Source organism: Pseudoalteromonas sp. NZS11_1, from assembly GCF_015864275.1.
Taxonomy (GTDB): domain Bacteria; phylum Pseudomonadota; class Gammaproteobacteria; order Enterobacterales; family Alteromonadaceae; genus Pseudoalteromonas; species Pseudoalteromonas arctica.
In genome coordinates, this window is sequence record NZ_JADYXK010000006.1 from 1 (window position 1) to 25,414 (window position 25,414).

The 25,414-nt window shown below is 39.4% G+C and carries 26 protein-coding genes and 1 pseudogene; 9 read left to right on the forward strand and 18 right to left on the reverse strand.

What is annotated here, in order from left to right; translation table 11 throughout:
- Window positions 1–112, reverse strand: a pseudogene (locus I6F44_RS06520) (IS110 family transposase); the annotation flags it as partial.
- Window positions 113–287: 175 nt separating this feature from the next.
- Here I6F44_RS06520 and I6F44_RS06525 point away from each other — a divergent pair.
- Both I6F44_RS06525 and I6F44_RS06530 read left to right on the forward strand, forming a co-directional pair.
- On the forward strand, window positions 288–704 hold the full coding sequence (locus tag I6F44_RS06525; RefSeq protein WP_197173480.1) for a hypothetical protein: 417 nt from the start codon (window positions 288–290) through the stop codon (window positions 702–704).
- A 26-nt stretch (window positions 705–730) separates the two neighbouring features.
- The gene (locus tag I6F44_RS06530) at window positions 731–1,321 is read left to right on the forward strand and encodes a hypothetical protein (RefSeq protein WP_197173481.1); all 591 of its coding nucleotides are present in this window, start codon (window positions 731–733) and stop codon (window positions 1,319–1,321) included.
- 88 nt (window positions 1,322–1,409) lie between these two features.
- Here the strand turns inward: I6F44_RS06530 and I6F44_RS06535 are convergent, their stop codons facing one another.
- The 9 genes from I6F44_RS06535 to prmB all read right to left on the reverse strand — a co-directional run bounded on the left by I6F44_RS06535 (window position 1,410) and on the right by prmB (window position 9,092).
- Complete coding sequence (locus tag I6F44_RS06535) at window positions 1,410–2,966, reverse strand: AbgT family transporter (protein WP_197173482.1); 1,557 nt, start codon at window positions 2,964–2,966, stop codon at window positions 1,410–1,412.
- Between the two features lie 144 nt (window positions 2,967–3,110).
- Complete coding sequence (locus tag I6F44_RS06540; RefSeq protein WP_002962183.1) at window positions 3,111–3,386, reverse strand: YfcL family protein; 276 nt, start codon at window positions 3,384–3,386, stop codon at window positions 3,111–3,113.
- Entirely contained in the window at window positions 3,383–4,546 is a 1,164-nt protein-coding gene (locus tag I6F44_RS06545) for an ATP-NAD kinase family protein (protein ID WP_197173483.1), read from the reverse strand. The genes I6F44_RS06540 and I6F44_RS06545 overlap by 4 nt, the downstream gene beginning before the upstream one ends.
- The gene (locus tag I6F44_RS06550) at window positions 4,536–5,090 is read right to left on the reverse strand and encodes an elongation factor P hydroxylase (RefSeq protein ID WP_165721372.1); all 555 of its coding nucleotides are present in this window, start codon (window positions 5,088–5,090) and stop codon (window positions 4,536–4,538) included. Before I6F44_RS06550 ends, I6F44_RS06545 begins: the two co-directional genes overlap by 11 nt.
- A gap of 118 nt (window positions 5,091–5,208) precedes the next feature.
- Window positions 5,209–5,670 (reverse strand): zinc-ribbon domain containing protein, encoded by a 462-nt coding sequence (locus I6F44_RS06555; RefSeq protein WP_197173484.1) that lies wholly within the window; start codon window positions 5,668–5,670, stop codon window positions 5,209–5,211.
- Window positions 5,671–5,731: 61 nt separating this feature from the next.
- On the reverse strand, window positions 5,732–6,379 hold the full coding sequence (locus I6F44_RS06560; protein ID WP_039489255.1) for a glutathione S-transferase family protein: 648 nt from the start codon (window positions 6,377–6,379) through the stop codon (window positions 5,732–5,734).
- A gap of 106 nt (window positions 6,380–6,485) precedes the next feature.
- Window positions 6,486–6,875 carry a DUF4112 domain-containing protein gene (locus I6F44_RS06565; protein ID WP_101216624.1) on the reverse strand — a complete coding sequence of 130 codons (390 nt, stop codon included), beginning with the start codon at window positions 6,873–6,875 and terminating at the stop codon, window positions 6,486–6,488.
- A gap of 118 nt (window positions 6,876–6,993) precedes the next feature.
- Window positions 6,994–8,091: a chorismate synthase gene (aroC, locus tag I6F44_RS06570; RefSeq protein WP_008138551.1), complete on the reverse strand. Its 1,098-nt coding sequence runs from the start codon at window positions 8,089–8,091 to the stop codon at window positions 6,994–6,996.
- A 65-nt stretch (window positions 8,092–8,156) separates the two neighbouring features.
- Entirely contained in the window at window positions 8,157–9,092 is a 936-nt protein-coding gene (gene prmB / locus I6F44_RS06575; RefSeq protein ID WP_007377743.1) for a 50S ribosomal protein L3 N(5)-glutamine methyltransferase, read from the reverse strand.
- Between the two features lie 152 nt (window positions 9,093–9,244).
- On the opposite strand from prmB, the gene smrB reads away from it, so the two are divergent.
- Entirely contained in the window at window positions 9,245–9,802 is a 558-nt protein-coding gene (gene smrB / locus I6F44_RS06580) for an endonuclease SmrB (protein WP_197173485.1), read from the forward strand.
- A 27-nt stretch (window positions 9,803–9,829) separates the two neighbouring features.
- On the forward strand, window positions 9,830–10,759 hold the full coding sequence (locus tag I6F44_RS06585) for an AEC family transporter (protein ID WP_197173486.1): 930 nt from the start codon (window positions 9,830–9,832) through the stop codon (window positions 10,757–10,759).
- Window position 10,760: 1 nt separating this feature from the next.
- Here I6F44_RS06585 and I6F44_RS06590 read toward each other — a convergent pair whose 3' ends face one another.
- The 3 genes from I6F44_RS06590 to sixA are packed head-to-tail and all read right to left on the reverse strand — an operon-like array spanning window position 10,761 to window position 12,355.
- Complete coding sequence (locus I6F44_RS06590) at window positions 10,761–11,498, reverse strand: SDR family oxidoreductase (protein WP_197173487.1); 738 nt, start codon at window positions 11,496–11,498, stop codon at window positions 10,761–10,763.
- A gap of 8 nt (window positions 11,499–11,506) precedes the next feature.
- On the reverse strand, window positions 11,507–11,860 hold the full coding sequence (locus I6F44_RS06595) for a RidA family protein (protein WP_024608901.1): 354 nt from the start codon (window positions 11,858–11,860) through the stop codon (window positions 11,507–11,509).
- Between the two features lie 24 nt (window positions 11,861–11,884).
- Window positions 11,885–12,355 (reverse strand): phosphohistidine phosphatase SixA, encoded by a 471-nt coding sequence (gene sixA, locus I6F44_RS06600; RefSeq protein WP_024608902.1) that lies wholly within the window; start codon window positions 12,353–12,355, stop codon window positions 11,885–11,887.
- Window positions 12,356–12,547: 192 nt separating this feature from the next.
- Between sixA and I6F44_RS06605 the strand changes: the two genes are divergently transcribed.
- On the forward strand, window positions 12,548–15,271 hold the full coding sequence (locus I6F44_RS06605; RefSeq protein WP_197173488.1) for an insulinase family protein: 2,724 nt from the start codon (window positions 12,548–12,550) through the stop codon (window positions 15,269–15,271).
- Between the two features lie 54 nt (window positions 15,272–15,325).
- Entirely contained in the window at window positions 15,326–17,578 is a 2,253-nt protein-coding gene (locus I6F44_RS06610; RefSeq protein WP_197173489.1) for a sensor domain-containing protein, read from the forward strand.
- Here I6F44_RS06610 and I6F44_RS06615 read toward each other — a convergent pair.
- Window positions 17,575–17,769: a hypothetical protein gene (locus I6F44_RS06615; RefSeq protein ID WP_197173538.1), complete on the reverse strand. Its 195-nt coding sequence runs from the start codon at window positions 17,767–17,769 to the stop codon at window positions 17,575–17,577. The two genes, I6F44_RS06610 and I6F44_RS06615, sit on opposite strands and share 4 nt — an antisense overlap.
- A gap of 142 nt (window positions 17,770–17,911) precedes the next feature.
- Window positions 17,912–18,484 carry an elongation factor P-like protein EfpL gene (gene efpL / locus I6F44_RS06620; RefSeq protein WP_007580599.1) on the reverse strand — a complete coding sequence of 191 codons (573 nt, stop codon included), beginning with the start codon at window positions 18,482–18,484 and terminating at the stop codon, window positions 17,912–17,914.
- Between the two features lie 194 nt (window positions 18,485–18,678).
- Here efpL and I6F44_RS06625 point away from each other — a divergent pair, with 194 nt between their 5' ends.
- Entirely contained in the window at window positions 18,679–19,065 is a 387-nt protein-coding gene (locus tag I6F44_RS06625; RefSeq protein ID WP_007580596.1) for an MmcQ/YjbR family DNA-binding protein, read from the forward strand.
- Window positions 19,066–19,101: 36 nt separating this feature from the next.
- Here the strand turns inward: I6F44_RS06625 and I6F44_RS06630 are convergent, their stop codons facing one another.
- The 3 genes from I6F44_RS06630 to fadI form a co-directional block, all read right to left on the reverse strand.
- Window positions 19,102–19,611, reverse strand: a complete 510-nt coding sequence (locus I6F44_RS06630; protein ID WP_024608906.1) for a GNAT family N-acetyltransferase — start codon at window positions 19,609–19,611, stop codon at window positions 19,102–19,104.
- A 73-nt stretch (window positions 19,612–19,684) separates the two neighbouring features.
- On the reverse strand, window positions 19,685–21,892 hold the full coding sequence (fadJ, locus tag I6F44_RS06635) for a fatty acid oxidation complex subunit alpha FadJ (RefSeq protein WP_197152522.1): 2,208 nt from the start codon (window positions 21,890–21,892) through the stop codon (window positions 19,685–19,687).
- A complete protein-coding gene (fadI, locus tag I6F44_RS06640) occupies window positions 21,892–23,202 on the reverse strand; it encodes an acetyl-CoA C-acyltransferase FadI (protein ID WP_004335629.1) in 1,311 nt (436 codons plus the stop codon). Before fadI ends, fadJ begins: the two co-directional genes overlap by 1 nt.
- Before the next feature lie 306 nt (window positions 23,203–23,508).
- Here fadI and I6F44_RS06645 point away from each other — a divergent pair, with 306 nt between their 5' ends.
- Window positions 23,509–24,465 carry an AAA family ATPase gene (locus tag I6F44_RS06645; RefSeq protein ID WP_004335627.1) on the forward strand — a complete coding sequence of 319 codons (957 nt, stop codon included), beginning with the start codon at window positions 23,509–23,511 and terminating at the stop codon, window positions 24,463–24,465.
- A gap of 3 nt (window positions 24,466–24,468) precedes the next feature.
- Window positions 24,469–25,413 (forward strand): DUF58 domain-containing protein, encoded by a 945-nt coding sequence (locus tag I6F44_RS06650; protein ID WP_197173490.1) that lies wholly within the window; start codon window positions 24,469–24,471, stop codon window positions 25,411–25,413.
- Window position 25,414: the final 1 nt, after the last annotated feature.

Genomic DNA, 25,414 nt, shown 5'->3' on the forward strand with positions numbered 1-25,414 from the left:
ACACTTGCGCACGCTTTAACATTTTCTTTTTAACTAAGCGCCCTTGTTCATTGCAGCACACCACATGGAAAAATCTTTTTGCTATGTCTAAACCAATTGTTGTAATCTTCATTTTGGTCTTATCCCTTTGATTATTGTAACCACTTTAATCATGGCACATAGATGCCGTATAGGGAGGAGACCATTACATCAGGTTAGTTAGAGGAAAAATTCAGAAGCTCGCTATTAAAATGGCTGCCGTAATAGGAATAAGCAGCTGTATTACTTTCAGGGAGAGATGTAAATAAATGAAACTTTTAACAAGCCAAATAACCCGAATGGTAGCCCTACTTCATAATAAAGGTTTTTTTCACATATACCTATATGCTGGATTATCGCCCAGCGGTTGTGATTGGCGCTATATAATTGGTCACACTAAAGATGGGAAGTGGCCAACTAACGATCTAATTACTTATGGTAGCATCAACTCTAGCAGCAAACTGACATGGTCTGAGAAGAATACAACTGAAGATTTATGCAATGACTTTATTAACTACTTCAAACTTGAAAAATATTCTCCTACAAAAGAGCAACTTCAATACATAGATTGGTACTCAACTGTTGTTAACTCACTAGCTGAGGATGAAGCAGTCATTTTTTATGCAGACTACCAAGCTAGTCATCAACATTTACTAAATAATGCGCCAGGCTTTGTAAAAAGATAATATTTTTGACAGTAAGGATCACTGATATGAAAAAATTATATGAATACCTACCAATCATAGCGCTACTAAGCCCTCTTATTTTATTCATGGCTATTCCAATTGTAATAGACTTTACAGACCCTCCATTTATTGCAAATAAAAAATATGACATTACTATTTTTTGGATTATCCCTATTATTTCAGGTGCACTATTTATCTATTTGAATATGCTTGTATTCAAAAAATATAAGCAATGCAGTAAATATAGAGAATCATTTAAGCATAATATTTCAGGAATAAAGAACCTAGCTTCATTTATTTTAGGCTATTTGGCAGCTCCATTTTTAATATACGCAATATTTTATATCTATTTAGCCCTTCCAATAAAGCTGTTTGCTTATTTCACTGAAAGTGATTATTGGTATAAAGAATATATCCTGACAGACGTTGAAGAGTGCGGCAGTGATTATGAAAATAGTTGTACACGTTTATCTTTTTTAGATCCTAAAACAAAGCAAATACACGAGCTTCAGTGGTATGAAGAGAAATCATCCATTATCAATAGTAAAGGGCACTATGTTTATGTAATCGGTGAAGCTAGCTATTTTGGTTATATTGTCAGAGGGCTAGAAAGATAGCCTTCATTGGCTTACAAAGTTAAAGCTTATAAAAAAGCCCGTCATTTTCGTGGCAGGGCTAATATAAGCTCTTAATATTTATGCTTTATTAAGGCGCTAGCGCCGGGTAAACATAGCTGGCATCAAGCCCTAGTGGTATACCAAGTGCCCAGTAACCTAATAAAAAGATACTCCAGCCAATCATAAAGGCGATTGAGTACGGTAGCATAATAGCAATTAAAGTACCTATACCTGTGCCTTTGACATACTTTTGACAGTACACCACCACTAATGGGAAATAAGGCATTAACGGTGTAATAATATTAGAGCTTGAGTCACCTACACGATAAGCGGCTTGAGTTAAGTCTGGCGAAATGCCAAGTTGCATTAACATCGGTACAAAAATAGGGCCAAGTAACGCCCATTTTGCTGAACTTGAACCTACAAACAAGTTAACAAAGCCAGTTAAAAAGATAATGCCCACAACCGTTACTGCACTTGGCAATTCCATTGCCTTTAATAACTGCGCACCTTCGATTGCGAGTAATGCACCTAAATTTGATTTACTAAATGCAGCAATAAATAGCGAACAAAAAAACGCCATAACGATATAATATGCCATGCCGCTCATCGCTTTACTCATTGCATCAATCATATCTTTTGAAGTTTTAAAGGTACCTACCATAAAACCATATACTGTGCCAGGTAGCCAAAAAAGTAAAAATATTAGTGGTACAATTGATTGCATTAAAGGAGAGCTAAAATTAGTAAGGGATCCGTCACTACTGCGCATTGCAGAATCGTCTGGAGCAGAGACAAATGCTAATAACGCAAGTCCTGCAATCATCACGGTACTGGCTATATAAAAGGCACGTTTTTCATCACTACGTGCATCTTCAAATACAGGTAAATCCTCTTTAGCACCATCAACTGCTGTTTTTTGTAAACGTGGTTCAATAATTTTATCGGTAATGTACCAGCCTAATGCCACAATAAATAAGCTAGATGCTGAAGCAAATGCCCAGTTATTTAACGGGTTAATTGTTATTGCAGGATTAATTATTTGCGCCGCACTTTGGGTAAAGCTTTGTAGTAATGGATCAATCCCTGATGGAATAAAGTTAGCCCCAAAACCACCACTGACTCCTGCAAATGCAGCTGCAATACCCGCAAGCGGATGGCGTCCTGCAGCATAAAATATAACACCGGCAAGTGGAATAACTAATACATAACCTGCGTCAGTAGCGGTATGGCTCACAATAGCCACTAAAATGATTGAAGGCGTTAATAGCTTTTTAGGAGTAACTTTAAGCATTAACTTAAGACCGGTATTAATAAAGCCCGAATGCTCTGCAACACCGACACCTAACATAGCTACTAAAACGACACCTAAGGGAGCAAAGCCAGTAAAGGTTTTTACCATAGAGGATAAAAAAGTAGCGAGCGAATCACTTGCCAGCATATTATTAATAATAATCGCTTCACCGGTACGTGGGTCTATTGCATCAAAGCTTACACCTGAAAACCACCACGACAAAAACCAAATTAATAACATTGCAAACAGAAATATTACGGCTGGATCTGGAAGCTTATTGCCAACCCGCTCAACAAAATTTAAAAAACGCGCAACAACCCCTGAAGGTAAAGCGTCTTGATTATTATTCATTTTTATTGTTCCTAAAATTTATTTTTAGTAACAATATCGCATAAAAACAAAACAGTAAATTAACATAAAAATCTGCTTTAAAAGTTTTGGACACAAAAAAACACGATAGTGATAAACAAATCGTGTTTTTTGTATCACTTACTTTTAAGCGAGGGCTTTAACTTCTTCCCACAAGCGTGCAACTAATGTCTTGTCTTCTTCGTTAAGCTCGCCGTTGCGATATGCTTTAACTAAGCTTTGCTCTACAGTTTCGTTTAGTTCATCTATACTGATTGTCAGCTTTTCTACTTCGGCATAACCAACTGCAAGATCAAAATGACCTCGTAAATAGCCGCCTGCAAATAACTCATCGTCAGTTGCTTTTATTACTAAATCATCGAAGTACTGCTGGGCTGCATCGATATAGTTCACTAAACTCATTTATTAATCTCCTGGTTTTGCAAAGCACCTGTATTTTCAAGGTTTTGGTGCCCTACTGCATACATAATATGGTCATTAAATCCGGTGGTTACTTTAATATAACCCGTTAATTCATCATCTAATTCGCCATCGCCGGTGTCACAAATAAGGGGGCGGCTATTAAGCGCTTGTAGTTTTGTTTTTGTTGCTACTACAATAATGTTTTCTTTGCCAATTGCACGTATAAGCGCAGGGCTCAATTGCTGATTACCACGGCCAAATATATGCCCTTGCCCGCCAATGAGCGTAATGACTAACTTAGTACTTTGATCATGAGTAAGCTCAAGTAATTGCTTAGCCGTTAAATCTTGGGCAACTAAGGTTTGATCTTTTATTAAATCAACGCCAAGTAACGTATTTTCAAGCCCCATTTCTTCCATTATGGCTTCAACCGTTGAGCCGCTACCCATAATATAAAATGTGTCTTCATCCATTTGCGATACAACATGCGCTGCAATGTCGGCAAGTACGAGTTCGTCGGTTTCTTTACCGCCATTTTTAACCGCTTGCATATAGCGTACTTCGCTAGGTGTTTGCATTTCGCCGTAGCGTTTGGCTTTTACTGTGCCTTGCCTGAAAGCATCTTCATCTATATCCATTACATCTGCATCGGCTAAGGTAACTAACTCACCCTTAACCAGCATTTCGACTACGCGCCCTGCAGCCTTTGGCGTGATAGCGTAAACACCAGAATGAATTTTACAACCTGCGGGAATACCAAGTACGGGAATGGTATCCTCTATTGCATGGCAAATGTTACGTGCTGTACCGTCGCCTCCGGCAAATAAGACTAAATCAACACCAGAGTTTTTAAGTATTTTTGCGGCTTGTTCTGTGTCATCAGGGGTTGTTATTGCTGCAGTGTTATATATAACCTCTACATTAAAGCCCAAAGCCTTTGCTGTTTGCTCACCCATATCACCGTTAACAGTGTAAATAGTTAAGCGTTCTTTATAAGGTAATAGCACCTCAAGCGCTGCTTTTGTTCGGCTATTTGCTTTTGGCTCTGCACCTAATTCAATTGCTTTAGCGGCTGTGTGCGCGCCATCACTGCCTTTTAAGGCAACTGTGCCGCCTAAACCCGCTACTGGGTTTACAATTAAGCCTAATTTAAACGCCATTACAAAGCTCCTTTGGGTGTTGCCAATTAAATTGCTGCGCTGTTAATGGCCACTGTGTATTGTAAAAATCACACAGTGCTTTTAAAAGTGATTCTGTACGGGAGTTAAAGCCATTTTCGATTAGCGATAATACCTGTGCATGTACTCGCTGCTGAAAATCAAACCGACACGTTTGCTCGCCGTTTAAGTTATCCACCGACACATTAAAATTAAACCCTGCTGCGGTGCTTAATAACCACTCGATGGCTTGGGGCTTTACTTCTACCTTTTCAAACTCAGCTTGTTTTTGTTTGTCGCGCCCGTCTGGGCAGTACCAGTAGCCGTAATCTTCTAATAACCGACGTGCATCACCGGCCACCAGCCAGTGTGCTATTTCATGTAATGCACTGGCATAAAAACCATGCGCAAATACAACTTGGTGATATGGCACCTGCTCTGTTGCTGGTAAATAGACAGGCTCACAATCGCCTTTTATCAGTCGTGTATTGTGACTTTGATAAAAAGTGCGCTCAAAAATTGAAATTAGATCAGCTATTTGATGCATAAAAATTGATTAATTCGTCTCGGTTACAGCGCCATATTAGCGCACTAAAAACGAGACGAATTGTACGGGCTTTTACAACTAAAGTAAAAATAAGGCGTGATAGTAAAATATAAGCGGATTAATCTTTCACTTTATTGATATTTTTAATAATACCTAAACAGTAAAGAGTATTACCAAGTTCTTTACGCTGTGTTTTTTCACCTGAGGTTTTATTGGCTAAGCTAGTTAACATATCGTACCGTTTACGTAGAATTAGTATATACCTGGCATGTCTACGGCATTCAAAGCAATGAGTACAGTGTGAATCGACCCAAAATCTTAATGTTTCAAACCAATATTGCTGCTCTTGAGCAAAAAAAATAAATGCCTTAGAGCAAGTCCCGCACTTTTCTTCAATATCAACATAAAGTGCCCGAGGATAAATGGCATAGTTTTGCTTTTTTATATCAGCCAATATTACCGTATTAGGGAAGTATTTAAGCCTCGAGTAACGCCAGTGCGCATTCTCTATCGCCTCTATTGTCACTGAGGTATTGGTAGTTATCGGTTTATTGCCATACCTTGGGTGATTTAGATACATGAGCTGCCTAGTTTAAACTTATGATTTTAAAGCATAGAACATGCCATATGAAAAACAATAATTATACAGGCGTTCCTGCTTCATCACACTCTACAATATCGGTTTCGGTTAATGCCTGAGTGATCCATGCTTGCAATACGGGGCAACGCATAACAAAGTCACAATATTGTTGCGCCTCTGGCGATAACGTAATTTGATACGTTTTTAAACGCAATACAATAGGTACGTACATAGCATCAGCAATACTAAAATCACCAAAAAACCACTCATTTGGAAACACATCTTGTTGCTGTGCAAATATCTCGTCTATACGGGCTATGTCTTTTAATGCTTCGCTCGATAGGTCTACTTTACGGGTAGCTCTTATATTCATTGGCATTTCGCTGCGCAGCGCCATAAAGCCTGAATGCATTTCAGCGCTTAGCGCACGCGCTTTAGCTCTTTGGGTAATATATTTTGGCCATGCAGCGCCCGATAAGTAAGCATCGTTAATATATTCACAAATTGCTAGTGAATCCCATACCTGTAAATCGCCATCAATTAACGCTGGAACTTTTTGCACAGCAAAGGTCTTTTTTAGTTCATTGTAAAAATCAGGGGTGTCGAGTACCAGCTGGGTTTCACTAAACTCAACATCAAATTTACTCATTAAATACCATGCGCGTAATGACCAGCTGGAGTAGTTTTTATTACCGATGAATAATTGCATATTGTAAATACCAAAGTGAATAGACGCTCCTACCTTACTAGGTGATTAAACAACCAACAACATTTTGTTTAAAGTCTCTTTGCTAACGGTTACTTAAAGCTATTAATTACTCACTCAACTGCTTGTTTAAATGCTTGTTTAAATGCTTTTTTAATAGTTGTGTATTACGCGTGTTAGCTTTAAAAAAGGCATCAAAAATATCACCAAAAAATGGCACTAAACCGCCCACAAAGTCTATGAGCATATTGATAATCATCTTAGTCTTTATACGTTTACTCACACCTAAACGCTGCGCTTCTATCAGCACATAGCTTGATAAAATTAGCCCTGCGGCATCACCTATAACGGGAATTAAACCAATCACAGCCTCTAGGCCTATATTAAATTTAGTAAAAGGAATACCAATGCTGCTATCCGTTAACTTACTGAAACGTTCTAAGCGGGCTATTGCAGCTTGGGCTTTTATTTGTGAGTGTTCATTAATATTATCGTTCATGATTACTACCCTCCTTCTTGCAGTATATAGGGCTTACTTGAACAACTCCTGAAAGGCTCTTAACTAAATTACAGACATAAAAAAACGCGGTAATCCGCGTTTTTATAATTATAAACACTTACACTGAGCCGTTAATTGGCCCGTGTTCGTGATTTACATGCGGATTTTGTCCGCGTTGACGCAGTAAGTGATCCATTAAGGTAATAGCCATCATTGCCTCAGCAATAGGAATTGCACGAATGCCCACACACGGATCGTGACGACCTTTAGTGATCATCTCTACCGCTTCGTTACTTGTATTAATACTGTTACCTGGGATGGTAATGCTCGACGTTGGTTTTAGCGCAATAGAAGCAATAATATCTTGCCCTGTCGAAATCCCCGCAAGTACGCCACCTGCATGATTTGATGTAAAACCCTCAGGGGTTAGCTCGTCGCGATGCTCTGAGCCTTTTTGCTCAACTACATCAAAGCCATCACCAATTTCAACGCCTTTAACAGCGTTAATACTCATTAATGAATGTGCAAGTTCGGCGTCAAGACGGTCAAATACTGGCTCTCCAAGACCAACAGGTACATTGCTTGCCACTACTTTTACTTTAGCGCCAACTGAGTCACCTTGCTTTTTAAGGTCACGCATATATTCGTCAAGCGCTTCAAGCTTACTTGCATCAGGGAAGAAGAATAAGTTATTTTCCACTTCATCCCAGTCAAACGTTTCCGCCTTAATAGGGCCAAGCTGACTTAAACATGCTTTAACTTCAATACCATGAAATTGCTTTAAGTATTTTTTAGCAATAGCACCTGCCGCTACGCGTATCGCGGTTTCGCGTGCAGATGAACGACCGCCACCGCGATAATCGCGCAAGCCGTACTTATGCCAATACGTGTAATCGCCATGACCTGGGCGAAATACATCTTTAATTTTGCCGTAATCTTGCGAGCGTTGATCGGTGTTTTCAATCAATAAACCAATGCTGGTACCTGTGGTTTTACCTTCAAAAACGCCTGCTAATATTTTTATTTGATCGCTTTCACGGCGCTGCGTTGTATAACGGCTTTGGCCTGGTTTTCGGCGATCTAAATCAATTTGTAAGTCGGCCTCTGTGATTTCAAGACCTGCGGGAGTACCATCAACAACGCCGCCTAATGCAACGCCGTGGCTCTCACCAAAGGTGGACACTTTAAATAACTGCCCAATGCTATTACCTGCCATTAACTTTCCTCATTCCTAATGACTACCAATAGCCAAGCACAGGGCTTGGCTATTCATTTTTTTACTTATTTTGCAAAATACTCGTCTAGCTGCTTTTTGCTAATTACAAATACACCTAAGCCGCCTTGTTCAAATTCAATCCACTCAAACGGCGCGCCCGGATACAGTGCATCCATATGTACCATAGAGTTACCAACTTCTACAAATAACAAACCGTTATCAGTTAGATGTTCACTCGCTTCGCTCAATATAGTACGGGTTACATCTAAACCATCGTGGCCTGATGCAAGCCCAAGCTCTGGCTCATGATGAAATTCGCGTGGTAAGTCAGCCATATCTTCTGCATCAACATACGGTGGGTTTGCTACTATTAGGTCGTATTTTTGACCTGGTACACCGCTAAATACATCAGACTGAATCGGTAACACGCGATCACTCAACATGTAATCGTTAATGTTAATGTCTGTCACTTCAAGCGCTTCATACGATATATCTACCGCATCAACTTGTGCCTGCTCAAAAGCTTGCGCAAGTGCAATTGCGATACAACCCGAACCCGTACATAAATCTAATATACGGTTTACCGATTGTGGCTCTTCAAGCCAGGGTGTAAAGCGGTTGCTGATAAGCTCAGCAAACGGTGAGCGAGGTATAAGTACACGTTCATCCACATAAAATGGCATACCCGCAAACCATGCAATGTTTGTTAAGTAAGGTACTGGTGTGCAGTCGTTAATACGTTCTGCAATAAGACCCGCAAGTCGGTTTTTTTCTGTGCTTGTTAAACGCGCGTGCATTAATTCTTTTGGCGCATCAACAGGCAAGCTAAGCGCAGGCAGTAATAAGCTTACAGCTTCATCCCATGCGTTATCTGTACCGTGTCCAAAAAATATACTACTACTTGCAAATTGGCTTGTAGTCCAACGTAACCAGTCATGTAAAGTTGACAGTTCTGCAACGGCTTCTTCGAGTGTTGCTTCTTCTATTTGTAAATCGCTCATATATTTTTACCTGTATTAGCTTACTGACTGTTTTGAGTCTTTAAGACGATTGCATTGCCTATCTGCGCTGGGCAAATTACAATTGCCCCTCATTTAAGTATTGTACCGCCTTTTGCGCTGCGTTTTTACGTTTTTTTGTTTAGGTAATAGTTATGAAAAAAGACACTCCATCACATTCGTCCCTAAGCAATGACGACATAAGCTTATTTCGTCAAACGATCACAGGCGCCAAAGTATTTAAACAAGATACTCATCGTTTTGATACAAAGCCTAAGGTGTCACAAGCTAAGCAATTTGCCCAGCAAAAAAAGCAGGCTCAATCTGAATTTTTCTTCTCAGACGTTTATATTCCCGATATAGACACCCACGGCACGGTTAAATATGTAAAACCAGGCCAAGATACCTTCCTAGCTAAACAGCTTCGCCGTGGTGACTTTGCACCCGATTTGACGCTAGATTTACATGGCTTAAATAAAGAACTTGCTAAAGATGAACTCGCTGGACTCATTCACGAATGTAAAAAGCAGAATTACTATTGTGCATGTGTAGTGCACGGTATTGGCGGCGGCGTACTAAAGCACAAAGTGCCTCAGTACTTAGTACAGCACCCTGACGTAATAGCGATGCACCAAGCCCCTCTCGAATATGGTGGTAGAGGCGCTGTACTCATACTAATTAATTTACCGCAAAGTGATGAATTTAGACGCTAACTTTAGCTATTACTAGGATGTAACTTCGTGCATATTTTTTCGATTATTTTTCCACTCATTTTTATTGTTGCGTTTGGTTATAGCTGTTGCCGATTAAAACTTTTCGAAAAGCAGCATATTGCAGGCTTAAGTAAATTTACTTTTTATATTAGTTTGCCTGCTTTTTTATTGTTAAATATGTCGCAAATTAACTTACAGCAAAGCATTAGCCTTTTTGCATTTTTGAGTTTTTACATACCCGTTCTGAGCGTGTTTGGGGTGGGTATTTTAATTGATCGCTTTTATTTAAATAAAAAGTATTTAAAAAATTACCAACAACACGGCGTCTTTGGACTTGCTTCTAGCTATTCAAATATGGTGTTAGTGGGTATTCCTATTGTTATTGCATCGCTTGGCAAAGAGATGATAGCCATTGCGTTTATGATCATTACTTTTCATAGCACATTGTTATTTGCACTTACTTTTTTAATAGGCGCTAAAGGCAGTAGCGATAAATTTTCGTGGTCGCATTTTGGGAAAAGTATGGTGTTAAATCCAATAGTACTGAGTATTGGGTGCGGGCTTATATTAAACATATTAGGAGTAACACTGTTCACCGACTTAGCAAATAGTTTGGAGCTATTAGCTAAACCAGCAATTGCCTGTGCGCTATTTGTACTTGGTGCAAATTTAGCTTTTTATAAAATAGCTACAAATTGGCGACCGGCGTTAATAGCATCAATTTTAAAAATATTTTTATTGCCTGCGTTAGTTTTATTGGTAGGCACTTATGTATTTAAGCTAGACACGCAAATACTCAATGTATTAGTACTTTTAAGTGCGTCCCCTGTTGGCGTAAATGCTTATCTTATTGCGACTCAAATAAAGCAGCATGAAGCTACTCTTGCTGGGGCTGTCGTACTTTCTACTATCTTAAGTGTTATTAGCTTTACGTTTTGGCTAGCTTTATTACTTTAGCTTACAAACCGCCGGCTACATCAACAAAGCTACCCGTTGTAAAAGAAGCGTGCTCTGAAGCTAAAAAGTAAATTGCTGCAGCAACTTCTTCGGGTGTACCGCCTCTGCCAAGGGGTAATTTACTTTTAAGACGATCGACTCGATTTTTTTCGCCGCCATCACTATGCATATCAGTGTAAATAAGCCCAGGTCTAACCGAGTTAACTCGAATACCTTTACTTGCCACCTCTTTTGCCAAGCCAATAGTAAATGTGTCCATTGCACCTTTAGATGCTGCATAATCAATGTACTCATTAGGAGAGCCCGTTTTAGCGGCCCCCGATGAAACATTAACAATACTACCGCTATTTCCCATTCGCTTTATTGCCTCACGGCTACATAAAAAAGCACTGGTAATATTTGTAGTCAAAACTTCGTTTATGCGCTCAGCACTCATTTCTAACAAAGGCATTTGTGGTTTTAAAATACCGGCGTTATTTATTAGTACATCAAGTTGACCAAAGACTTTATCTATATGCATAAATAAAGCTAAAACGTCAGCCTCTAGTGACACGTCACCTTGAATTACTTCAGCCTCAACGCCTAATTGCTTTACTTTTTCTGCCACCAATATTGCACTAGCTAAATCTGCTTTATAATTAATGCAAACATTATAACCGTGCTTTGCAAAATATAATGCGGTAGCTGCGCCAATACCTCGCCTAGAGCCAGTGATGAGTACAACGGGGGAGCGAGTCATTAAAGCTATTATTCTTTTAAAGCTGCAACGACTGAAATTTCAACAAGCAGTGCATCACGTGCCATTTTAGCTTCTACGCAGGCACGTGCTGGTGCATAACCCTCGGTTACCCACGCATCCCATACTGCATTCATATCAGCAAAGTATTCCATGCTCTTTACATAAATAGTCGCGCTAAGCATATGTTCTTTTGAACTTCCCGCTTCATTAAGCAATGCCTCTACTTTATCAAGCATAGTTTGAGTTTGTTCTTTGATATCTTTTTGTGCGTCGGCGCATACCTGCCCACATAAATACACAGTGCCGTTATGTTTTACAATGCGGCTCATGCGCGCACCTGTTTGTAAACGTTCTATTGTCATTTTACTTTACTCAATTATTTATATTTAAACGTTTTCTGGGGCATTTATACTTAAATAACTACTACGCTGGGTTTGCTCATCGTAACTAATAACAGCAACAGCACCCGTATTAAAAATGGGCATATTGCCAGGGCTTAACTGGTCCACTAAATAACTTACAATAGGCATATGTGATACAACAAGCCATGTATTGCATTGGGGGTGAGTAGCAATAAGTGTTTCGATGTAGTCAGCAGCAATTTGAGGTTTACCTTCGGGAATTATATCAGACGTGGTTTCGCTAAATTTAAATACGTTATTTTTAGCCACACCTGCAGCTGTTTGCTGTGCTCGAATGTAAGGACTAACTAACAGTGCATCAGGGTAATGTGCTTTACTGAGCCAAAGGCCCATTTTTTCAGCTTCATCGTGCCCTGCTTGGGTTAAATTTCTACCTGCATCATCAGCCTGCATGGGTGTTGCTTCGCCGTGGCGCATTATTAGGATTGTTTTCATAAAAAATCAACCGATTAAAGAATATAAAACAGTAGCCAGTTTGCCCGTTTGTCAGCTATATTAACAATATAAATCTATTTATTTCTAAAATAGTTCTTTCATGAGATTCAGGTAAATCTTTAAGCTGTACTTCGCTTTCCTGAAGCCATCATCTGTTGTTAACAAGTAAACGTTTAGTTTCAGGAGCATCATTTGAATATCAGCCGCAATGATAACAGAGCATACCGCGCCTTTACACTGGACAATGGTCTAAAAGTACTATTAGTGCAAGATAAAGATTCTACAAAAGCGGCAGCATCAATGGCAGTTAACGCCGGACATTTTGACGACCCTCTTGATAGGCAAGGCCTAGCACACTTTTTAGAGCACATGCTTTTTTTAGGCACTGACCAGTATCCAGATTCAGGTAGTTTTAATAATTTTGTTTCGCAAGCTGGCGGCAACACCAATGCGTGGACCGGCACTGAGCATACCTGTTACTTTTTTGATATTAACAATCAAGAATTTGAACAAGCACTTACCCAATTTAGCCGCTTTTTTATTGCGCCTCTTTTAAATTCAGCCGAAACAGAAAAAGAACGTAACGCAATTGAAGCCGAGTTTAAACTAAAAATAAAAGACGACGGTCGCCGTATTTATCAAGCCCATAAAGAAACGGTAAATCCAGCTCATCCATTTGCTAAATTTTCTGTAGGAAACCTACAAACCTTAGCTGACAGAGAGCGCTGTATTAGTGATGAGCTTCGTGACTTTTTTAATAGCCAGTACCAAGCTCAGTGGATGACCTTAGTTATTTGCGCAAACGAAACACTAGACACACTACAAAGCTGGACTCAAACTTACTTTGGCGCAATTAACGGCAACAAAAACCTTAAAAAGCCAGAGATCAGTGAGCCACTTTATCGCAAACAAGACATAGGAAAAATACTCCATATTGAGCCACATAAGCATATGCAAAAACTTATTATAAGTTTTGCTATGCCTAATATTGACGACTTTTATCGCCATAAAACAGTAAGTTTTATTGCCCACTTACTTGGCTATGAAGGCGCGGGTTCTCTTTATTCTATTTTAAAAGAGCAAGGCTGGATCAATGCACTTTCTGCTGGCGGTGGTATTAATGGCAGCAACTTTAAAGATTTTAATATTAGCTTAGCGCTTACCGATGAAGGTATTGAATACTTCGAAGACATTATTGAAATGGTGTTTGAATACATTTGCTTAATTAACGATAACACCGAAAAATTGCCACGCTTATACCAAGATAAAAAAAATCTATTACAAATAGCATTCGATAACCAAGAAAAGTCACGCCTGATTGATTGGGTCAGTAATTTAAGCATTAATATGCAGCATTACGATGAAGCAAACTACGTGCAAGGCGACTATTTAATGGAAGGCTTTAAAAAAGCGACCCACGAAATGGCCATGCAGTGGTTAACGCCACATAATATGCGCATCGTACTTATACATCCAGATGTAGAGCCTGAACATAAAACGGCATGGTACAACACACCATATAAAGTAGAACATATTTCACCTAGTTGGCTTGATGCCCTTAGCGAGATAAATAAGCCGTTGAGCGAAATGCTGCTACCTACAGCTAATCCTTATTTAACAAAAGAAGTGGTGTTATTTGATGTCGTAAAACCACAAACAAAACCCGAGTTATTAGTAAAAGAACCCGGTTTTGATTTTTGGTTTAAACAAGACAATACATTTCGCGTTGCTAAAGGCCATTTTTATTTGGCCATGGATTCTGATTTTGCCGTAAAAGATGTAAAACATATGGCACTCACCCGCTTATTTACAGATTTATTTATGGATAGTGTGGGCGAGCAATTTTATCCAGCAGAACTTGCGGGACTTAGCTACCACTTAACCTCGCATCAAGGTGGATTAACTCTACATACCGCGGGGCTTTCATCTAGCCAGTTAGAGCTTGTTGATCAATTAATAGATGCTTTATTTAATGTAGAGATCTGTGCAAAACGCTTTGCTGAATATAAAAAACAGCTTGTAAGGCATTGGCGCAATAGCAACCAAAACAAACCAGTCAGTGAGTTATTTAGCATTTTAGGCGCAAAAATAATGCCTTGGAACCCACAACCTGGGGAGCTTGCATCGGCATTAAAAAACACCTGTTTTCAGCAATTTAATGAGTTCAGAACAGACTTTTTTAAAGCACTACATGTTGAATCATTTTTACATGGTAACTGGCAGCAAAGTGATGCAATAGCCTTTCAAAAAAAGGTCGCAAATCACTTAAAAAACGCAACCATAATTGAAGATTTAAGACGCCCTCTTTTTGAAATTAAAAAAGTAACTCGCTACGAGTTAGAGCTTCCTTGTAACGACCATGCAATGGTTATTTACTATCAAGCGCAAACGGATTGCGTGGCCGAAAAAGTAAAAATGATGGCGTTAAATCATTTAATTAATCAAGATTACTTTAATGAATTACGAACTACACAGCAACTTGGTTATTTAGTAGGCGCTGGTTATGCACCATTTAACACGCGTGCTGGTATAGCATTTTATGTGCAGTCACCTAAGTTTGATGCAAAAACATTATTGCATCGACATAACCGTTTTATTAAAAACTACCTTGATAATATTGATGCACTTGATGAAAACGATTGGCAACAGCAAAAACACGGCCTTAGTACTCATATTGCAGAAAAAGATAAAAACCTGCGCCTGCGCTCACAACGGTTATGGCTTGCTATTGGTAACAGAGATCATGAATTCCATATGCAACAACGACTTTTAGATGCCTTAAATGCGCTAACCCTAAAAGAACTAAAAGTTTATGCACTAAGCCTATTTGATGATAATAGACCAAGATATGAGCTTTTAAGTTCGGCAAAAGTCAGTAAATCTCAAAATATGCCCGTTTACTCTCAATCTCTTTGACACTAGGTTTAGCTTGTTTTAAATTATCATTTGTAAATTAGAAGTAATAAAAAAATGATAAAAATAATAATAAAACTAAGCATGCTTGTAGTACTTGCTTACTCATTTGAGCTTTTTGCCTTTGAGTCATCATTTAATTACAACTCCGACAATATACTTATACTAGCAAGCGCCATTATAGCGCTTGCCTTGCCCTACCTGTTATTTGTAATCCACAAACTTAGACGCTCACGCCGCCAACTCCGCCTTTCGGAAAAACGCCTTAAAAGTACTGTAGAAGGTAGCGGCGATACACTTTGGGACTGGAACATAAAAACAGGCGAAGTTATTCGTATTAACGATAAGTACTTAATGGATTCGACTACCTTAATGGGGTTTCCGCCAAACAAAGGCCTTATTCACCCTCACGATATTAATAACGTTGAGCACTTGTTAAAAGTACACTTTGCAGAGCAGTCTGCTTTTTTTGAAGCCACCTACCGAATCAAAGATACATTTGGTCGTTGGCATTGGGTACTCGATCGCGGAAAAATAATTGAAAAAGACGCCAACTTATCACCTCTAAGAATGACAGGTACAGTTCGCGATATATCACAGTTAAAATCAACGGAAGAACGCTTAAACCTTTTTGCTAAATGTGTTGAATCTCTCACTGACGCCTTAGCAATTTACGATAAAAACTTTAAACTGGTTGATATAAACCCGAGTTTTTTAACCTTGTTTGGTGGCGTACGCGAGCAATACTTAGGAAAAGATTTCAACCTATCTGGGTATGAGCCAAGCTATACAAACAAAATTATTGAAATAGTAAAAGAGCGCGAACATATCCAACAAGAAGTGAAGCTTCGTAATAGTGAGCGTGTTTTATTGCCTATAGAAATATCGATAGATGAAATTAAAAACGATCAAAATCAAATAACTAATTATGTCGTTGTTTATTCAGATTTAACAGAGCGTAAAAAAGCCGAATCGCAGTTACATAACTTATCGAATCGAGATCGCACAACTAGTCTGCCTAACCGAAATTTATTTTTTACCGATTTACATAAACTAGTAAAGCTCAACTCGCATCACGCCTTGCTTGTATTCGATTTAGATAACTTTAAAAAAATAAATGACTCGTTAGGGCATCAACTAGGTGACAGCTTATTAGCTAAACTAGCAATGCGCTTAAATAAACTAACCCGCGAAAATGATGTATTTTATCGTTTAGGCGGCGATGAGTTTGCTCTTGTAATGTCTGACACTAACGACATTCATGTAATTACACGCATGGCAAAACAGTTTTTAGCAGCCATTGCTACACCATTTAAAATGGCTGGCCACGAACTGGCAATCACCTCAAGTGTAGGCATTGTATTATTTCCAGAAGACGGTAATACGCCTGAACTGCTTTTAAAAAATGCAGATACCGCGATGTATCATGCTAAAAAGAAAGGTAACAGCTACTTATTTTTTAACGACACGATGAACCGCCAAGCCGTTAAACGACTACAAATAGAAAACCTTATGCGCTTTGGTTTAAAAGAAGATCATTTTGAAGTGTACTACCAACCAAAAATGAATATCCGCACAGGCAAGCTAACCGGAATGGAAGCATTAGTACGCTTTATTACACCCAAAAAAGGTATTATTAGCCCAGGCGTGTTTATACCCATAGCCGAGGAAACGGGCCAAATAATTGAAATTGGTGAAGTGGTATTAAACAAAGCCTGCAGAGACGTAAAAGAATGGCTAGATAGTGGTTTATTTAGCGGCCGAGTAGCTGTCAACTTATCAGCAAAGCAATTTAGCCTCCCCGATTTAACTTCTCGTATTGATGTTATTTTGCAAAAAAACGAATTACCTTCTTACTTTTTAGAGCTTGAAATAACAGAAGGTACTGTAATGGACGACCCTAAAGAAGCCATTGCAATTATGCGTTCGTTAAGTGCCCGAGGTATTCATTTAGCAATGGATGATTTTGGTACTGGTTATTCATCATTAGCGTATTTAAAGCAATTTCCGCTTAATACACTTAAAGTAGATAAAGCATTTATAGATGACATGACCAACGAACGTGGGCGTAATATGGTCGACTCAATAGTCACTATTGCGCATAACCTTGATTTGCATGTAGTTGCTGAAGGTGTAGAACAAGCTCATCAAATTGATATACTTAAAAAGCTTAATTGCGAAACAGTACAAGGTTATTACTATTCTAAGCCACTATCAAAAAGTGAATTTACTGAATTTTTAAAGCAGCAACAAACTAAAGCAGCCCCAAGCTTAATTAGAAAAAATAAAAATGTGGCGTCAATAAATTAAGGGCGCCATATACATGCATTCATTCCTACATTTCTAACTAAAGCACGACGATAATGTAGATTAAACAAGCACCAGGCCACAGGCCCAAGTAAACCGCCTAAAATAAGCCATCGCTTAATTGGCATACCTTTTTTAATGGCTTCTAAATACATTAAAGCTATAAATACACTGCTTAGTAAAACTATAAACAAAATTACCCTTTAAAGTTGCTCAAAAATACGGCGCTAATTCTAACGCTAACGTGATTAAATTTAAAGCAACAAATCCCCCGCGCGCACAAAAAAGCCGAACCTGTTAAATACAGATTCGGCTTTTAAAATTATAATTTAAGGGTTACTTTTCAGCACGACCCATAAATTTGTGTTCAACAGTATTAATACGGATACGGTCACCTGTTGAAATATGCTCTGGCACAGAAATATTTAAGCCAGTAGACATACGTGCAGGTTTTGAACGAGCACTCGCAGATGCACCTTTGATAGATGGGTCTGTTTCTTCAACAACAAGTTCAACACTTGACGGTAAATCAAGCCCTACTGGCGCGCCATCAATAACAATTACGTGTACGCCTTGTGTTTCTTCATTAACAAATAAAATTTCTTCGCTAATAGCATCTTTGCTTAAGTTATAAGGCGTGTAATCTTCATTATCCATGAACACATACTCGTCACCATCAATGTACGATAGCATTACTTCACGGCGTGTTAAATCAGCCAGCGTTAGCATGTCACTGTCTTTGAATGTTTCGTCAACTTTACCACCGGTTACCACATCGTATAAACGCATACGGTATAAACTACCACCAGCACGACCTTGCGGCACAGAGCGCACAATATCTTTTACAACTAAAACGCGGCCATTGAAGTCAATAGCAGTACCTTTTTTAACATCACTCGCCTTTGGCATGTGTAAATTCCTATTATTTTTTTGATTGCCAGAAACATACCACGAACTGGATTTTGTTCAACTAAAATTACGTTGGTTTTACGCTACATGTTGTATTAGCTTGTAAAATTTTAATTTATACTAAAATACATATAATCAAATGTGAAAAAAACTGCTATGGTAGCTTTACCGAGTATGACTTCAAGGAATGGATCATGGACCAGAAAAAAGTACATGAGTATTTAGTTAAAAAACCACTTGTTCAGGTTACAAAACCATTTGCGCAAGAGGTTGATGTATATAAAGTGAATCATAAAATGTTTGCGACTCTTGCTATTGGCAATGACGGTCAAACTAATGATGATGGTGAGGTTATTTGGTGGCTTAACTTAAAGTGCGATCCTGATGAAGCAATATCATTGCGTGATATTTTCCCGGCAGTGATCCCTGGTTACCATATGAATAAACGCTTATGGAACACAGTAATTTTAGACGGCACAATTCCACAAGGTGAAATTGAGAGAATGATTGATAACTCATTTAATTTAGTCGTAGAAAACATGCCAGAAAAAGACCGAAAAGCTATTTCACTTCACTTGTAAACACTTTTTGGGCTAGGCTACTAGCCCATTAAAACCCTACACCTTAAGCGTATAAATTAAATCGTCATATAACTTTTCGCCTATTGTATGCACTTTAAAAAGTGTATCGGTATGGGTTAAACCGCACTTACCAAGCACCTTTTCAGAACCAATATTGCCACGCGTTACGACTGCTTTAAACTGCCTAATACCACATTCTTTCCAAGCCCAGTCAATCACAGCTCTTAGGGATTCTGTCGCGTAGCCTTTATTAAAATACTCTGGCAATAATAAATAACCAAGCTCTGCGGTTTCTCCGTCATAGGCAAAACCTGTAACACCCACAGGTTGTTTTGTTTGATTATTAATAATGAGTAAACACAGGGGATGCCGTGATTTAGCATTCCACTTAGGCAAGCGTATCTCAAAGCGGTTTCTTACCAGTGACTCCATTGGCATATCAAAACAATACTTGAGGACTTGAGGATCGCGATGAAGCGCAAGAAAAAGAGGCCAATCAGATTCTTCCATTTGGTACATGCTCAATCTTTGTGTAAATAATGTCATTAAGCTCCTCATTTATTTATAAAAACTATAAAAAAACCGCATTTAAATGCGGTTTTTTTAGATAGCAGAAACTTTATTCTTTCGTTTCAATCTCTTTAATAACTTCAGGCTCAGTTACACTTTGCTCTTGTGACTCAGTGCTTTGTACTTCAGGAGCTACAACCTCAACATGTGTTGCGTTATAAAAAGTAGCACCAGAGCTTGCCATTGTTACCAGTGATTCACATGGTGCAAAGTTAGCATCGCTGTTAGCTAATGTAGACATATCAGAGCTTATTTTACTTGCGCCTAATTTATCCATATAGCTAAACGGGCCACCTAAAAATGGTGGGAAACCAATACCAAATATTGCACCAATGTCGCCATCACGTGGGCTGGCAATAATGCCATCATCTAAACAGCGTACTGCTTCGTTAAGCATTTGCGATACACAACGCTTAGCAATTTCGCTCTTGTTTAAACGTGGAGCCGGGGTAACACCCAATAGTTCGTAAACTGACTCATCAACCTTTTTGCCTTTTTTGTCGTACTCATAAAAACCACGACCCGATTTACGGCCAAGGCGTTTTGAATCAATCATACGCATAAATGCATCAGGGCCTTTAAAACGCTCACCTAATTCTTTTTCAAGAATTGGGGCAATTTTAGAGCCAATATCAATACCTACTTCATCAAGTAGAGCCAGCGGCCCTACCGGAAAGCCAAACTCAACAAGCGCTGCATCAATTTTTTCAATTGGCTCACCTGCTAACATTAAGTTAGCAGCTTCGTTTAAGTAAGGCGCTAAAATACGGTTTACGTAAAAACCGGCCATGTCCTTTACAACAATTGGCGTTTTACCTTGCTTACGTGCAAAGTTAACAACGCGGGCAATGGTCTCTTGAGATGTACCTTCGTGTGGAATAATTTCCACTAATGGCATTTTTTCCACTGGTGAAAAGTAATGCAAGCCAATTACGTTTTCAGGACGTGCTGCCTGCGCTGCAATTTGCGATATTGGTAATGATGACGTGTTACTAGCAAAAATTGTATTTGCTTGGCATTGCTGCTCTACGTCGGCAACCATACCTTGCTTAAGTGCAAGATCTTCAAACACCGCTTCGATTACTAAATCAATGTGTTTAAAGCCACTGTAGTCAGTTGTACCTGTAATGCGGTTCATCGTTAACTGCACATCAGCTTTAGACATAATACGACGTTTAAGGCGCTTATCTAAAATTTTGTATGTGTAGCTCATTGCATTACTAATGCCCTGCTCTGCTACATCTTTAATACGTACAGGTACTTTAGCTTTAACAGCACTTACGTGCGCAATACCTGCACCCATTAATCCACCACCTAAAACAGCTGTTTTGCTGATTGCGGGTGCGTCATCATTGCGCCACTCTTTTTTCATTTCAGTGGTTGCAAAGAAAATACCGCGAAGCGCTTTAGATTCATCACTCATTACAAGTGTTGCAAAGCTTTCAGCTTCTGTTTTATATGCTTTTAGCTCATCAAGCTCTACACTAGCTCGCACAGCTTTAATAATAGCGAGTGGTGCTGGGTAGTGCCCGCCCGTTTTTTTAAGTACGTTTTCTTTTGCTTTTTTAAAGATAAAGTTACGACCAAACGGGTTTGACTCTAGTAATTTACTAATATTGTCGAGCTTTGGCTCTTTTGCTTGTGGCTTTTTCTTAGTCGCAAATTCTTTTGCAACTTTTAGCAGCACACTGTGCGGTACGCAATCATCAAGCACGCCTGCTTTTTTAGCTTGCGTAGGGCGAATTTGTTTACCTGTTAGCATCCACTCTAGTGCTTTTTGAATACCAACAATTTTAGTTAAACGCTGGGTACCGCCGCCACCAGGAAGTAAACCAAGTTGTACTTCTGGTAAGCCAATTTTTGTTAAATCACTGTCGGTACCAACACGGTAATCACATGCTAAAGCAAACTCTAAACCACCCCCTAATGCAGCGCCATGAATCGCACTTACTGTTGTGTATGGCAATTTTGTCATATCAAAAAACGCTTGATGACATAGCTCGCTAATAGCTAAAGCATCTTCACGCTTTTGAACGCTATCGAGCATTTTCACATCGGCGCCAGCAATAAAGTTATCGCTTTTTCCGCTTATAAATACCATGCCTTTTACATTTTGCGACTTAGCGTCTTCTAGTAATACTTTTAAATCATCGGCAAAACTGCTGCGCAGGGTATTCATTTTCTCACCCGGCACATCAATCGTTACCACGGCGATTTTATTTTCATCTACCGCTAAATTAAATACTGAATCTGTCATTACGCGCTCTCCAATACAAAGGCTGCACCTAAACCACCAGCAGCACACGCTGTTGTTAATGCTAAACCGCCACCACGACGTTTAAGCTCGTGTAAGCTTTGCGTAATTAAGCGTGCACCTGTCGCTGCAAATGGGTGACCATATGCTAAAGAGCCGCCGTTAACGTTAAACTTATCCATGTTAATTTCGCCAATTGCTTTGCTGCGACCTAAATGCTCTTGTGCAAATTTGTCTGAAGCAAACATTTTCATATTGGCAAGTGTTTGCGATGCAAACGCTTCGTGCATTTCAATTAAATCTAAATCAGCAAGCGTAATACCCGCTCTATCTAGTGCAATAGGCGTTGAATGAGCTGGGCCCATTAACATGTCTTTTTCTACGCCAATTGCCGAAAATGCAAAGCTACGTACGTAACCTAGTATTTCGTAGCCCAGTGCTTTTGCTTTGCTTTCGCTCATCATAAGTACGGCCGCTGCACCATCAGTTAATGGTGTTGCATTTGCGGCGGTAACAGTACCGTGCTGACGGTCAAAAACAGGTTTAAGCTTGGCGTAGCCTTCAACAGTTGAGTTTTTACGAATGTTATTATCTTCTGAAATAAAGCTTTTATATGGCGGTAAATGTGCCGTCATTACTTCATCTTTTAACTTTCCATCAGCCCATGCTTGCGTTGCAAGTGAGTGAGAACGATGCGCTAACGCATCTTGATCTTCACGGCTAATATTATGTGTTTTAGCCATTTGCTCAGCAGTTTGCCCCATTGAAAGGCCTGTTGAGTACTCTGCAACTGCAGGAGGCACTGGTAATAAATCTTTTAAGCGCAGTTTTGAAAATATTTTTAAACGTTGACCAAGCGTACGCGCTTTATTTAAATCAACTAAGCTGCCTGCTAGCTTTTTACTAACACCAATTGGCAATACTGATGACGAATCTGCGCCACCTGCAATACCTACACTTACAGATCCCGCCATAATAGACTCAGCTACATTAGCAATAGCCTGAAAGCTGGTAGCACATGCACGCGATACAGAATATGCATCAACCGATACCGGCATACCGGTGCCCAATACAATTTCACGTGCAATATTTGGCGCTTCTGGCATTTGTACTACTTGACCAAATACAAGTTGATCAATTTCTGACTTGTTGAAATTTAATCGTTCAAGCATTTCGTTAACCACCAATTTACCCATATCAAGTGCAGGTACATGGTGAAACGCTGTTGCTTGCTTTGCAAAAGGTGTACGTAAGCCGCTAACTATGGCAATACGGTCGCCCTTTGGTGTTTTTAGTATGTTTTGCTCAGACATTTATGCTCTCCCGCTGACAGGTCTGACCTGTTTGTTTTCCTCGATTCTAAACAACCCGTGTACTAAAGCCAATAGATAAACACAAATTTATATAAATAGTGTTTAATTACGACTATCACAATAGGCTTTTTTAGACGCATTTACAAAGTTTTGTGGTACGCTAAAAATCGTTAAAAAATAACGAACTATTTTAAAAAATACAGTCTAACTCTTGAGTTACCCAATTATAAACCTTATAAATAGGTCAGTATTTATCACCTAACACTATTAGGTACAAACCCAGCTGACGAGGACAGTCCACTTATTATGGCAGCTAACGCATTTTCACAATTAAAAACGTACTTAGATACACAAATCATTGGCCAGCCAGAGCTTACACAAGCGCTACTTATTGCTATTTTAGCTGATGGTCACTTATTAGTAGAAGGCCCTCCTGGGCTTGCAAAAACACGTGCAGTTAATGCACTTGCTAAAGGTATTGAAGGCTCATTTCAGCGCGTACAGTTTACGCCAGACTTATTACCGGCTGATGTAACAGGTACCGATATTTACCGCCAACAAACTAGCGAGTTTGTATTTGAAAAAGGCCCCCTTTTTCATAACCTTATTTTAGCTGACGAAATTAACCGTGCACCAGCCAAAGTACAATCAGCACTATTAGAAGCCATGGCAGAGCGCCAAGTGACCGTGGGTAAAAACACTTATCCGCTTAGCGAACTATTTTTAGTTATGGCAACACAAAACCCGCTAGAGCAAGAAGGGACTTACCCGTTACCAGAAGCCCAGCTGGATCGCTTTTTACTGCACCTAAGTATTGGTTACCCTGGCGCAGAGCATGAGCTTGATATACTACGTTTAACACGCGGCGAAGCGCTTAACGAGCAACAACCAGTAATGCAAAAAATTAGTCAAAGCGATTTATTTGCAGCTCGTAAAGAAATATTAGGCCTTTATTTAGCAGAGCCGCTTGAGCAATATTTAGTACAACTTATTATTGCCACTCGTGAAGGCGCTAAATTAGATGCGCAACTAGGTAGCTGGATTGAATTTGGTGCAAGTCCGCGTGCAACAATAGCACTTGATAAATGTGCTCGTGCTCATGCATGGCTTCAAGGCCGTGACTTTGTAGCACCTGATGATATTCAAGCTGTTGTGCATAACGTACTGCGTCATCGCATTATTTTAAGTTACGAAGCCCAAGCCGATGGCATTACTAAAGATCAAGTAATAAGCCGTATAGTTGAACTTGTAGCCGTACCATAAGTTATGCAAAAACAATTAGAATCCCAAGCATGGCTCAAACAGAGCCATAGCCACGGTGTTAATTTAGCACTCAAAGAGCTGATGTATTACAAAGCCAAAGCGCAATTGCTTGAACTTGCCCCTAAGGTAAAAATAAAAAATACCTTAACAGGGCAATACCTTGCACCGCACAAAGGCCGAGGAATGGAATTTGCCGAAGTGCGACATTATCAGCAAGGTGACGATATTCGCTCTATTGATTGGCGAGTTACTGCGCGTACCGGCGAGACTCACACAAAGCTCTTTCAAGAAGAAAAAGAGCGCCCTGTGTTTGTATTTACTGATTTTTCAAACTCAATGCTGTTTGGTTCAAAGTTACTATTAAAGTCGGTGCAAGCTGCGCATATAAGCGCTCTTGTTGCATGGTCGGCGTGTCAGCGCGGCGATAGAATTGGCGGTATTGTGTTTAATCAGCACTCGCATTTGGAGCTAAAGCCCAGCGCCCGTGAAAAAGCAGTCCTTAAGCTTTGTCATAATTTATGCGACAACCACCAGCAAGCGCTCAACAATATTGATAAAACAGCCCCTAACAACTTTAGCGATAACCTAAAGCGCCTTAATCATTTAGCAAAACCAGGCAGCTTAGTGTATTTGGTGTCTGATTTTAATGCTCTGGATGATGCTAGCTTTAAGCAACTCGAAATATTAAGCCGCCACTGCGAGCTGATTGGTTGCCATATAAGCGATCCATTTGAGCATCAGTTACCTGCGTTTAAGCAAGCCGTTACTATTAATGCAAATGGTCAAGACTTTGCCCTACCATTAATGGATAACAGCTTTAGAGAACGCTTTGCTAAAAATGCTGAGCAAGCATTTAGTACGCGCTTTAATCGCTTAACTAAATCGGGTCTTAATTTAATATCATTCAATGCAGCAACACCGCTTGAGCAGCAATTAGTGAGAAAATAAC

Coding starts and splice junctions, on each gene's coding strand:
- I6F44_RS06630 (WP_024608906.1), bottom strand. CDS start 19,611: ATGACATTATTTACACAAAGATTGAGCATGTACCAAATGGAAGAATCT.
- fadJ (WP_197152522.1), bottom strand. CDS start 21,892: ATGACAGATTCAGTATTTAATTTAGCGGTAGATGAAAATAAAATCGCC.
- I6F44_RS06540 (WP_002962183.1), bottom strand. CDS start 3,386: ATGAGTTTAGTGAACTATATCGATGCAGCCCAGCAGTACTTCGATGAT.
- I6F44_RS06530 (WP_197173481.1), top strand. CDS start 731: ATGAAAAAATTATATGAATACCTACCAATCATAGCGCTACTAAGCCCT.
- I6F44_RS06625 (WP_007580596.1), top strand. CDS start 18,679: ATGGACCAGAAAAAAGTACATGAGTATTTAGTTAAAAAACCACTTGTT.
- I6F44_RS06535 (WP_197173482.1), bottom strand. CDS start 2,966: ATGAATAATAATCAAGACGCTTTACCTTCAGGGGTTGTTGCGCGTTTT.
- I6F44_RS06525 (WP_197173480.1), top strand. CDS start 288: ATGAAACTTTTAACAAGCCAAATAACCCGAATGGTAGCCCTACTTCAT.
- smrB (WP_197173485.1), top strand. CDS start 9,245: ATGAAAAAAGACACTCCATCACATTCGTCCCTAAGCAATGACGACATA.
- prmB (WP_007377743.1), bottom strand. CDS start 9,092: ATGAGCGATTTACAAATAGAAGAAGCAACACTCGAAGAAGCCGTTGCA.
- I6F44_RS06650 (WP_197173490.1), top strand. CDS start 24,469: ATGCAAAAACAATTAGAATCCCAAGCATGGCTCAAACAGAGCCATAGC.
- I6F44_RS06565 (WP_101216624.1), bottom strand. CDS start 6,875: ATGAACGATAATATTAATGAACACTCACAAATAAAAGCCCAAGCTGCA.
- I6F44_RS06555 (WP_197173484.1), bottom strand. CDS start 5,670: ATGTATCTAAATCACCCAAGGTATGGCAATAAACCGATAACTACCAAT.
- I6F44_RS06560 (WP_039489255.1), bottom strand. CDS start 6,379: ATGCAATTATTCATCGGTAATAAAAACTACTCCAGCTGGTCATTACGC.
- I6F44_RS06645 (WP_004335627.1), top strand. CDS start 23,509: ATGGCAGCTAACGCATTTTCACAATTAAAAACGTACTTAGATACACAA.
- I6F44_RS06550 (WP_165721372.1), bottom strand. CDS start 5,090: ATGCATCAAATAGCTGATCTAATTTCAATTTTTGAGCGCACTTTTTAT.
- fadI (WP_004335629.1), bottom strand. CDS start 23,202: ATGTCTGAGCAAAACATACTAAAAACACCAAAGGGCGACCGTATTGCC.
- I6F44_RS06595 (WP_024608901.1), bottom strand. CDS start 11,860: ATGACAATAGAACGTTTACAAACAGGTGCGCGCATGAGCCGCATTGTA.
- I6F44_RS06590 (WP_197173487.1), bottom strand. CDS start 11,498: ATGACTCGCTCCCCCGTTGTACTCATCACTGGCTCTAGGCGAGGTATT.
- I6F44_RS06610 (WP_197173489.1), top strand. CDS start 15,326: ATGATAAAAATAATAATAAAACTAAGCATGCTTGTAGTACTTGCTTAC.
- I6F44_RS06545 (WP_197173483.1), bottom strand. CDS start 4,546: ATGGCGTTTAAATTAGGCTTAATTGTAAACCCAGTAGCGGGTTTAGGC.
- efpL (WP_007580599.1), bottom strand. CDS start 18,484: ATGCCAAAGGCGAGTGATGTTAAAAAAGGTACTGCTATTGACTTCAAT.
- aroC (WP_008138551.1), bottom strand. CDS start 8,091: ATGGCAGGTAATAGCATTGGGCAGTTATTTAAAGTGTCCACCTTTGGT.
- sixA (WP_024608902.1), bottom strand. CDS start 12,355: ATGAAAACAATCCTAATAATGCGCCACGGCGAAGCAACACCCATGCAG.